This window comes from Pseudomonas rhizoryzae, from assembly GCF_005250615.1.
GTDB classification, from domain to species: Bacteria; Pseudomonadota; Gammaproteobacteria; order Pseudomonadales; family Pseudomonadaceae; genus Chryseomonas; species Chryseomonas rhizoryzae.
Window position 1 is genome coordinate 187,093 of record NZ_SULM01000012.1, and the last position, 10,551, is coordinate 197,643.

General features: G+C 66.9%; 9 protein-coding genes and 1 pseudogene. 3 read left to right on the forward strand and 7 right to left on the reverse strand.

All coding sequences use genetic code 11. The annotated features are described in order from the left end of the window. Positions 1-67: 67 nt before the first annotated feature. The 6 genes from FAZ11_RS19870 to FAZ11_RS19895 form a co-directional block, all read right to left on the reverse strand. Positions 68-1,018, reverse strand: a complete 951-nt coding sequence (locus tag FAZ11_RS19870; RefSeq protein WP_058761808.1) for a sugar-binding transcriptional regulator — start codon at positions 1,016-1,018, stop codon at positions 68-70. A 312-nt stretch (positions 1,019-1,330) separates the two neighbouring features. Continuing rightward, positions 1,331-2,131, reverse strand: coding sequence for an SDR family oxidoreductase (locus FAZ11_RS19875; protein ID WP_058767037.1), 801 nt, complete (start codon positions 2,129-2,131; stop codon positions 1,331-1,333). A gap of 185 nt (positions 2,132-2,316) precedes the next feature. Continuing rightward, the gene (locus FAZ11_RS19880) at positions 2,317-3,081 is read right to left on the reverse strand and encodes an SDR family oxidoreductase (protein ID WP_058773061.1); all 765 of its coding nucleotides are present in this window, start codon (positions 3,079-3,081) and stop codon (positions 2,317-2,319) included. Positions 3,082-3,095: 14 nt separating this feature from the next. After that, a complete protein-coding gene (locus FAZ11_RS19885) occupies positions 3,096-4,601 on the reverse strand; it encodes a sugar ABC transporter ATP-binding protein (protein WP_058773060.1) in 1,506 nt (501 codons plus the stop codon). A gap of 186 nt (positions 4,602-4,787) precedes the next feature. Continuing rightward, a complete protein-coding gene (locus FAZ11_RS19890) occupies positions 4,788-5,720 on the reverse strand; it encodes a sugar ABC transporter substrate-binding protein (protein ID WP_058767040.1) in 933 nt (310 codons plus the stop codon). A 51-nt stretch (positions 5,721-5,771) separates the two neighbouring features. Continuing rightward, a complete protein-coding gene (locus FAZ11_RS19895; protein ID WP_058761803.1) occupies positions 5,772-6,767 on the reverse strand; it encodes an ABC transporter permease in 996 nt (331 codons plus the stop codon). Positions 6,768-7,104: 337 nt separating this feature from the next. Here FAZ11_RS19895 and FAZ11_RS19900 point away from each other — a divergent pair, with 337 nt between their 5' ends. From FAZ11_RS19900 to FAZ11_RS19910, 3 genes are read left to right on the forward strand one after another with little or no spacing between them, the layout of a single operon-like run. Then, positions 7,105-7,941 (forward strand): transketolase, encoded by an 837-nt coding sequence (locus FAZ11_RS19900; protein ID WP_058773059.1) that lies wholly within the window; start codon positions 7,105-7,107, stop codon positions 7,939-7,941. Next, on the forward strand, positions 7,931-8,887 hold the full coding sequence (locus FAZ11_RS19905) for a transketolase family protein (protein ID WP_058773058.1): 957 nt from the start codon (positions 7,931-7,933) through the stop codon (positions 8,885-8,887). Before FAZ11_RS19900 ends, FAZ11_RS19905 begins: the two co-directional genes overlap by 11 nt. A gap of 38 nt (positions 8,888-8,925) precedes the next feature. Beyond that, positions 8,926-10,398 (forward strand): FGGY family carbohydrate kinase, encoded by a 1,473-nt coding sequence (locus tag FAZ11_RS19910; RefSeq protein WP_058773057.1) that lies wholly within the window; start codon positions 8,926-8,928, stop codon positions 10,396-10,398. A 42-nt stretch (positions 10,399-10,440) separates the two neighbouring features. Here the strand turns inward: FAZ11_RS19910 and FAZ11_RS25060 are convergent. Beyond that, positions 10,441-10,551: pseudogene (locus FAZ11_RS25060) on the reverse strand (IS110 family RNA-guided transposase); the annotation flags it as partial.

Below are 10,551 nucleotides of genomic sequence, written 5' to 3' on the forward strand. Positions count from 1 at the left end.
TAGTCTTCGCCGCCGTTTGGCAGGATCCAGCGCCTATGGAGGTTTTCCTGGGGCTTTCTTGCGCAGGTCAGGGCACCAGCGCCAACGCCGTGCGCAGGTCGATCACCAGCACATCCAGATAGCCGCCCTGCAAGGCGCCACGGATGGCGTTGACCTTGCGCAGGCCGCCGGCGAGACCGACGACACGGTCGATCTTGAGCAGTTGTGGCAGGTCCACCGCGACCACGGTCTCTTCGCTCTCGTCCAGCACCGGGCGGCCCTGGGCGTCGAAGTACCTCAGGCAGATATCGCCCACCGCGCCACGAGCGGCGAGCACCTCGAGCATGGCCTCGCCGTGGTAGTTGCCGCTGTTGCGCAACAGCTGGGAGGGTTCCAGCTCGCCGATGCCGACCAGGGCCACGGTCAGCCGGGCGAAGCGCTCGGTGACTTCGCGTACCTCGTCCAGCTGCAGGATGCGCTGGCGACTCTCCGGCGATTGCTCGATGCTCTGTGACGGCAGCAGATAGGCCGGGCAGCCGAGCAGGTTGGCCAGTTGCTGGGTCAGCAGGGTGGCCTCGAAGGCCCCCTTGTTGCCGACGCCGCCGAGCAGCTGCACCACTTCGGTCGCGCCCTGGCGACTGCTGCCCCGGTGCATGTGGCCGACCATGGCGCGGATGGTGGAGCTCCAGGAGGAGATACCGATGTGGTCGCGCTCGGTGACGCTGGTTTCCAGGTAGTGGGCGGCGGCCGAGCCGATGGCCTGCTTGATGGCTTCTTCGTCGTCGCCGGTGGGCTCCACCACGATGGCCTGGCGAATGCCGTAGCGCTGCTGCAACTGGCGCTCCAGCTCCAGGTGGAAATTGCGTGGCCGCTGTACCGAGATGCGCACGATCCCTTCCTTGAGCGCCCGGCTCAGGGCGCGGCTGACGAAGGATTGCGACAGGTCGAGCTGTTCGGAGATCTGCGACTGCTTGAGCCCCTCTTCGTAGTAGAGGGAGGCGATCTTGGTCAGCAGGCGTTGTTCTTCGAGGTTACTCATCCAGATTCCCGGTACCAGCGGATAGGTTCGCGCCCAGGGTCGCCGGGCCGGCCTGGCCACGACGAGCCGTCGAAAAGCAGGCACGTACCTGTTAGAAGGGCGCATTTTCCCGCTATTTTCCCTCAGCCTCCCACGGGACGCCAAGGCTTTTGCAGCCTGCACATCCTTGTCAGAGGCTGCTCATAAGCGCGCGAGCTAGAGTCAAACAAGGCGAAAAGACCTGAGGAAGCGGAGTTTACGAGTGGTAAATGAGCATTCCGAAGGGCTTTTCAACGCCGTTTGGCCGACGCGTAGCCGCTTATGAGCAGCCTCTCAGGACATGATCAGGCCACCGTCCACATTGATCGCCTGGCCGGTGATATAGGCCGCGTCCGCCGAGGCGAGGAAGGCCACCAGGCCGGCGACGTCGGCCGGGGTGCCGGCACGTTTCATGGGGATATTGCCGACCCACTCGGCCATCAGCTCACCCTGGCCGTAGCGCTTCTCGGGGGTGGAGAGGATCTCGCCCCAGACGCGGTCGTTGTAGTCCCACATCTCGCTCTCGATGATGCCCGGGCAGAAGGCGTTGACCGTGATGCCGTGGCGCGCCAGCTCGTGGGCCAGGCTCTGGGTGATGCCGATGACGCCCATCTTGCTCGCCGCGTAGTGCGGCGTGTAGATGAAGCCTTGGCGACCCTGGCCGGAGCTGGTGTTGATCAGCCGACCACCGCGGCCGGCGGCGACCATGCGCTTGGCCGCCTCGCGGCAGCACAGCCAGACGCCGGTGGTGTTGACCTGCAGGATGCGGTCGAAGTCGGCGCGCGGCATCTGGTCGAAGGCATCGATGGTGATGATGCCGGCATTCTGCACCGAGACGTCGACGCTGCCGAAGCGCGCCTCGGCCTGGGCATAGAGCTCGGCCACCGCCGCCTCGTCGGTGATGTCCACCACCAGCGGCAGCACCTCGGCCCCGGTGTCGGCGGCCAGCCGGGCAGCGGTGTCGTGCACCCGCTCGGCGTTGGAGACCAGCACCAGGTTGGCGCCCTCACGCCCGAAGCGCTCGGCGATGCCCTCGCCGATGCCCCGGCAGCCGCCGGTGATGACCACGGTTTGACCTGCGAAGCGACGTTCCACGTGAAACCTCCTGAAGCTATAGGCCACGATCTCGCGAGCTAGAGCCAAACAAGGCGAAGACAGCTGAGGACGCGGACCGGGCTTGCGCTCAAGTTTACGAGTGGTAAATGAGCAGTCTGACCGGGCTGGCGATCCAGGCTGTATTCAACGCAGGTTGGCCGACGCGCAGCAGATCGTGAAAGGCGTTACCAGCAGACGAAGCCGCCATCGACGATGAGATCGACGCCGGTGCAGAAGGACGCCGCCGGGCTGCACAGGAAGATCGCCGGGCCGACCATTTCCTCCACCTCGGCCATGCGGCCCAGCGGGGTGGTCTGCTCGAAGATCTTCACCTGTTCGGCCACCTCGGGACGGGTGTTCATGGGCGTGGCGGTGTAGCCAGGGCTGATGCAGTTGACCCGGATGCCGCGCTCGGCCCATTCCATCGCCAGGCTCTTGGTGAGGTGGATGACCCCGGCCTTGGAGGTGTTGTAGTGGGCTTGCAAGAGGCCACGGTTGACGATGCTGCCGGACATGGAGGCGATGTTGACGATGGCACCCTTGCCACGCGGCAGCATGACCCGGGCCTGGGCCTGGCAGCTGAGCATCACGCCGGTGAGGTTGATGTCGAGCATGCGCTGCCAGCGGTCCAGTTCCAGTTCCTCGGCCGGTTGGGCGTTGGCGATGCCGGCGCTGTTGACCGCCAGGCTCAGCGGCCCGAGTTCGGCCTCGGTGTGGGCCACGGCGGCTTCCAGGTCGGTAGCGCTGGTCACCGAGCCTTCCAGGGCCAGGGCGCGGCGGCCGTGGGCCTGGATGCGCGCGACGGTACCGGCCAGGTCGCGGCTGCCGGGCAGGTCGAAGCAGGCCACGTGAGCCCCGGCCTCGGCGAGACCGATGGCGATGGCCTGGCCGATGCCGCTGCCGGCACCGGTGACGAAGGCGGTCTGGCCGCCGAGATCGAAGAGACGCATGGGAAAACTCCTAGTCAGGCGGTAGCCAATTCCATCACGGCCACCGGGGTGGCCCGTTCACGTTCCAGAATGCCCATCTGCCGGCCACGGCTCATCACCATGACCCGGTGCGACAGGCCGAGTACCTCGTCGAGGTCCGAGCTGACCACGATCACCGCCATGCCGGTAGCCGCCAGTTCGGCGATCACCTGGTAGATGGCGGCGCGGGCGCCGACGTCGATGCCACGGGTGGGCTCGTCGAGGATGAAGACCTTGGGATTGCGCGCCAACCACTTGGCGATGATCACCTTCTGCTGGTTGCCGCCGGAGAGGGCGGCGATGGCCTGCTCCGGTTGGCCCTTCACGCCCAGCCGCGCCACCGCCTTGCGGGCGAAGGCGCGCAGGCCGCCAGGGGAGACCCAGCCGCCGGCGGCGAGCAGGTCGGTATTGCCATAGATGAGGTTTTCCTCGATGGCATGATCGACCACCACGCCCTGTTGCTTGCGATCCTCGGGGACCAGCACGATGCCGGCGTGGATAGCGTCATAGGGGCTGGCGAAGCGGCAGGCCTGGCCTTCCAGCACCAGCTCGCCGGTGACCTGCTCGGCGGCGCCGGCGATGGCGCGGACCAGCTCGGTACGCCCGGCACCGACCACTCCGGCCACGCCGAACACCTCACCGGCGCGCACGCAGAAGTCGATGTCCTTGAGCGGCATCTCGCGACAGCTCAGGCCTTTCACCCGCAGCACCTCACGGGCGGCGGGGGCGGCCATGGCCGGGAAGATGCGTTCCACGCTACGGCCGACCATCTCTTCCACCAGTTGCCGCACCGGCACCTGGGCGGTGGCGTGCAGGGCGATCTGGCGGCCGTCGCGCAAGACCAGCACCCGGTCGGCGATCCGCGCGATCTCTTCCAGGCGATGGCTGATGTAGATGAAGGAGACGCCCTCGGCCTTGAGACGCTCGACCTGGGCGAACAGCAATTCGGTTTCCTCGCCGCCGAGCGCCGCGGTGGGCTCGTCGAGGATCAAGAGGCGCGCCTTGAGGGTGAGCGCCTTGGCGATCTCCACCAACTGCTGGGCGGCTACGCTGAGGCCGGCCACGGTGCGCGTGGCGGGGACCTTGAGGCCGAGGCGATCCAACTGGCGCTGGGCCTCGGTCTCCATGAAGGCGCGATCGATGCGGCCACCGCGCATGGGCAGGCGACCGACGAACATGTTCTCGGCGATGGTCAGTTCCGGCAGCAGGCGGATCTCCTGGTGGATCAGGCCGATACCGGCGGCTAGAGCGGCGCCAGGAGAATCCGGCGCGTAGTCCCGGCCCTGCCAGGTCATGCGACCGCCGGCTTCGGGCGGCACCAGGCCGGCGATGATGGACGACAGGGTGGACTTGCCGGCGCCATTCTCGCCGAGCAAGGCCAGGACCTCACCGGGCTGGATATCGACGTCCACCCCAGCCAGCACCTCGATGCCGGCGTATTTCTTGCCGATGTTTCTCAGGCTGAGGGCGGCGGGCTGTTCCAGGGGCATGACGGCGGACATGGGGCCTCCGAGGGGAATCAGGAGCGGTGCCTCCGCGGGAAGGCACTAGGTACAGGAGCCGACACGATCTCGCGAGCTAGAGCCAACTGGCGTTGAGCCCCTCTGAGGACGCGGAGTTTACGAGTGGTAAATGAGCAGTCCGAAGAGGGGGTCGACGCCGGCTGGTCGACGCGCAGCAGATCGTGGTTACGGATGGTTCTCGATGAAGGGGGCGACGTTCTCCTTGGTGGTCAGGATCGCCTCCTGCAGTTGCTCCTTGGGCAACTGCTTGCCTTCCTTCAGCTCGATGGCCGAGTCCAGCGCCATGCGACCCATCTTGCGGGTCTGCTGGGTCATGGTGGCGGCCAGGGTGCCGGCGGCCACGGCCTTGAGGCCGGCCACGTCACCGTCGAAGCCGACGATGGTCACCGGATGATCGAGGTTGGCCACCTTGACCGCCTGGGCGGCGCCCAGGGCCATGGCGTCGGCGCGACCGAAGAAGACGGTGATGTTGGGATCGCGCTGGAGCATGTCTTGGGCCACGGCGAAGCCCTTGTCCTGGGCCCACTCGGCGGGCTGTTCGGCCACTACCTTAAGCTCCGGGAACTTGGCTAGGCCTTCGGCAAAGCCCTTGGCGCGATCCATCTCCGGGGTGGTACCGATCTGGCCCTGGAGGATGGCGACGCGGCCCTTGCCACCGGTGACCTTGCCGACGTATTCGGCCAGGGTACGGGCGGCGGCCACGCTATCACTGGCGATGAAGGTGTCGCCGGGTGCATCGGGGGCGTTGCGGTCCACGGCCACCACGGGGATACCGGCCGCCTTGGCGGCTTTCACCGGTACGCCAGCGGCGGTGGCGCCGGCCGGGATATAGATGATGGCATCGACCTGGCGGGTGATCAGGTCCTGGATCTGGTTGACCTGGGTCGCCGAGTTGCCCTGGGCGTCCACGGTGATCACCTTGACGCCCTTGGCCTTGCCTTCGGCCTCGACGGCCTGCTTGATCTGGTTGAAGAAGTCGGCCTGCAGGTTGGCCACGGCCAGGCCCACGGTGAGTTCCTTGGCCTGGGCGTTGAGGGCGCCGGCACAGGTCATGGCGGCGAACAGGGTACTGAGCAACAGCTTCTTGGGGGTCAGCATGGATGGCACTCCGTTGTTATTGTTGTACTGCGGTGTCGAAGCGGGTCTTGCTTAGCGCTGCCCATTACGGCGGCGCAGGGTATCCAGGGTAACGGCCAGGGCGATGACGATGCCGATGATCACCTGCTGCACGAAGGGCGAGACCCCCAGCAGATTCAGGCCGTTGCGCAGCACGCCGATGATGAGCACGCCTACCAGGGTGCCGCCAACGCTGCCGACGCCACCACTGAGGCTGGCACCGCCAATCACCACTGCGGCGATGGCGTCCAGTTCCAGGGACAGGCCGGCGCTCGGCTGGGACGAATCCAGGCGCGCCGCCATGGCCACGGCGGCCAGACCCGCCAGGGCGCCACTCAGGGCGTAGATCCAGATGGTGAGGGTGCGTACCTTGATGCCCGACAACCGCGCCACTTCGGCGCTGCCGCCCATGGCGTAGAGATTGCGGCCACCGGCGCGAAAGCGCAGGAACACCCAGGCCACCAGCAGCATCAGCAGGAACAGCCCGACGGTGACCGACAGGAAGCCGAAGTGGCGCACCGTGGCGAGGCTGGTGAACCAGTCCGGGAAGCCGACGATCTGGCGGCCGTCGGTGAGGATGTTGGCCAGGCCGCGGGCCACCGACATCATGGTCAGGGTGGCGATGAAGGCCGGCAGTCGCGCCCGTGCGATCAGCAGCCCCGACACCAGGCCGCACACCAGGCCGCCAAGAATCGCCGCGGGAATCGCCAGGCCCAGCGGCCAGCCGATGTCCTGGTAGAGCCAGCCCAGCAGCATCATGGAGAAGGCCAGCACCGAACCTACCGACAGGTCGATGCCGCCGATGACGATGACCAGGGTCATGCCGATGGCCAGGATGCCGAGCACGGTCACCTGGTCGAGGATGTTGAGGGCGTTGCGCACGGAGAAGAAATACTCCGAGGCGAAAGAGAACACGGCGATCAGCAGCGCCAGACCGATCAGCGGACCACCGATGTTGCGCGGCAGACGCAGGGCCAGACGAGCGAGGGGCTTGGCGGGTGGCGAGGCGGCCGGGGCTTTGGCGTCCACGAGCTTCTCCTGAGGTTATTGTTCTTGTGCGAGGCTCGCTGAATATTTATGCGTGCCTGATTTTTAATTCAGACTCCGCCTGTTCCGGGTGGAAGTCAAGCGCCTTTTCGTTACTGCGGTTTCGAATGCCTACTACTGGGCAAACCCATAGCCAGACAAGCATTCCCGCCTGACGATGAAACCTAGGGCGCCATTTTCACCTATTGACGGCCTTCGGGATTGAGGTCTAAATGGTAAATATATTTTCAGTGACGAATAAATATTCATAAGACGCCCACTGAAACCTCGGCAGGCGTCTGCTCCATCGCAGCTTCGGATAACCCGAGGGGGTCGCCTGATGAATCCGTTCCACTACGACGTCGCGCAAATCCGCCAAAAGGCCCGGCTGATCCGCCGGCGCGTCATCCAGCTCAACGCCGCCTCTCCCGCGGGCGGCCATACCGGGGCGGACCTGTCGGAAACCGACATCCTCGCCACCCTTTACTTCCGTCTGCTCGACGTCGCCCCGGAGCGCCTCGCCGATCCCCAGCGCGACATCTACATCCAGAGCAAGGGCCATGGCGTGGGCGGCCTCTACTGCTGCCTGGCCGAAGCCGGCTACTTCCCGCCGGAATGGCTCGATACCTACCAACATTTCGACTCCCACCTGCCGGGCCATCCGGTACGGCAGAAGACGCCGGGCATCGAACTCAACACCGGCGCCCTGGGTCACGGCCTGCCGGTGGCCACCGGCATCGCCCTGGCCGCTCAACGTGACGGCAGTCCGCGCCGCGTCTATGTACTGACCGGCGATGGCGAACTGGGCGAGGGCTCCAACTGGGAGTCGGCGCTGACCGCTGCCAAGTACCGGCTGGACAATCTCACGGTGATCGTCGACCACAACCGCCTGCAACTGGCCGGTCCCACCGCCGAGATCCTGCCGTTGGAGCCCCTGGCCGAGAAATGGCGTGCCTTCGGCTTCCATGTGGTCGAGTGCGACGGCAACGACGTGGCCCAGCTGGTGGAGACCCTGGAAGCGCTGCGCGAACACCGCGGCCAGCCCCAGGTGCTGATCGCCAACACCGTGAAAGGCAAGGGGGTTTCCTTCATCGAGGGCAAACCCGAATGGCACCACCGGGTGCCCAAGGGCGACGAGATCGCCGCTGCACTGGAGGAGCTCGACCATGGCCACTGATACCCAGACCCCGGGCGAAGCCCATCTCGCCAGCGTCATGGTCGAGGCCTTCATCGCCGCGGTGGACGCCGGCGTCGACCTGGTGCCGGTGGTGAGCGATTCCACCTCCACGGCCAAGATCGGTCCCTTCGTCAAACGCTTTCCCGAGCGCCTGGTCAACGTCGGTATCGCCGAGCAGACCCTGGTCGGGGTGGCCGCTGGCCTGGGCCTGGCCGGCAAGGTGGCGGTGACCTGTAACGCCGCGCCCTTCCTGATTTCGCGGGCCAACGAGCAGGTCAAGGTGGACGTCTGCTACAACAGGTCCAACGTCAAGATGTTCGGTCTCAACGCCGGGGCCAGCTACGGTCCCCTGGCCAGTACCCACCACAGCCTGGACGACATCGCCGTGATGCGTGGCTTTGGCCATGTGGAAATCTACGCCCCGGCCGACGGCGCCGAATGCCGGCAGATCGTCGAGCACGCCTTGGCCCATGACGGCCCGGTCTATATTCGCCTGGACGGCAAGGCCCTGCCGGACATGCACGGCCCCGACTATCGCTTCGTCCCCGGCCAGGTCGATGTGCTGCGCCAGGGCCATGACGTCAGCCTGGTGGCCTTGGGTTCGGTGGTGCACGAGGCGGTGGACGCCGCCCGGCTGCTGGCCGAGCAGGGCATCAGCGCCCAGGTGATCAACCTGTCGTCGATCCGCCCCTTGCAGCGCGAGGCCTTGCTGGAAGCCCTCTGCGCCGCCCGCGGTGGCGTGGTCACGGTGGAAGAGCACAATGCCAATGGCGGGGTGGGCAGCCTGGTGGCCGAGGTCATGGCCGAAGCCGCCCTGGGTGTGCCCTTGATCCGCCTGGGCATCGCTGACGGTGAGTATGCATCCGCCGGCGCCCGGGGGCCGACCCGCGCCAAGCACGGCATCGACGCCGCCGGTATCGTTGCCGCGGTCCAGCGCCTGCGCTGAGCCCCGGTGTCGCGGACAGACAAGAACAAGGAGCCGCCATGGCCGCCGAACCGCTGATCCTCGCCCTCGACGAGGGCACCACCAATGCCAAGGCGATCCTGGTGGATCGCGCCGGGCGGGTCGTGGCCCGCGGTTCCCGGCCACTCACCGTCCAGCATCCGCAAGCTGGCTATGCCGAGCAGGATCCCCTGGCCATCTGGCAGGCCATGCAGGGCGCCATCGGTGACTGCCTGGCCCAGGTGGAGGCGCCCTTGGCGGCCGTCGCTATCAGCAACCAGCGCGAATCCGCGCTGGCCTGGGAGCGCCGCAGCGGCCAGTTGCTCGGCCCGCTGGTGAGCTGGCAATGCAAGAGATCCCAACCCCAGTGCGAGGCCCTGCAGGCCGCTGGCCATGGCGAGCTGATCCTCCAGCGTAGCGGCCTGGCACTGGACCCGATGTTTTCCGCCGGCAAGTGGCGCTGGCTGCTCGACCACATCCCCGACGGCTCCGCCCGCGCGGCGGCCGGCGAGATTTGCCTGGGTACGGTGGACAGCTGGCTGCTCTGGCAACTCAGCGGCGGCGCCAGCTTCCTCATCGATGCGGCCAACGCCGCCCGCACCCAGTTGCTCGACCTGCGTGGGGGTGATTGGGACCCGCAGTTGCTGGCGCTGTTCGGAATTCCGCGTGCGGCACTGCCGGAGATCCGGCCCAGTGCCGGCTGCTTCGGCGAGACCCGCGCCCAGGGGCCGCTGCCGGGTGGTCTGCCGATCCTCGCCATGATCGGCGACTCCCACGCGGCGTTGTTCGGCCAGGGCGGGTTCGTCCCCGGCAAGGTCAAGGCCACCCTGGGCACCGGCTCTTCGCTGATGACGCCCATCGCCGAACCCGTGGTCTCCACCCACGGCCTGGCCACTACCCTGGCCTGGCGCCTGGGCGACACTCCGACCTACGCCCTGGAAGGCAACATCGTCCACACCGGCGCCGCCGTGGGCTGGACGGCGCGCCTGCTGGGCGCTGCGGGTGACCTCGATACCCTGGCCGCCGAAGCCGCGGCGCTACCGGACAATGGCGGCGTCTACTTCGTCCCGGCGCTCGGTGGACTCGGCGCGCCGCACTGGCGGGCTGAAGCCCGTGGGTTGTTCTGCGGTCTCACCGAAAATTGCGGCCGGGCGCACCTGATGCGCGCGGCGCTGGAGGCCATTGCCTACCAGATCCGCGATGTCTTCGACGCCATGCAGCAGGACAGCCCGACACCCCTGGACGAACTCTGGGTGGATGGCGGCGCCACGCGCAACGAATGGCTGCTGCAATTCCAGGCCGATCTCCTGCAACGTCCGGTGATCTGCAGCCTGTCGCCGGAGGTCTCGGCGCTGGGCGCGGCTCACCTGGCCGGCCATGCCCTGGGCTGGTGGCAGGACGCCGCGGCCCTGAGCGATCTCGAACGGCCACGGCGGCGCTACGAGCCGCGTGCCAATGCCGTGCCTGAGTTGTATGCCGGCTGGCGCGAGGCCTTGGCGCGGACGTTGCTGTAAAGATCGTAGATACCATCTCTCCCACCAATCACAACAGGTCTTCTAAAGGGCCTGTCGTGGTTGATATGGTCGCTGCGTCTTGAGCACGCCATAGGCGATCTGCAGCAGCTTACGCATGGCCGCGCCTAGGGCACTCATCCGGGGTTTACCGCG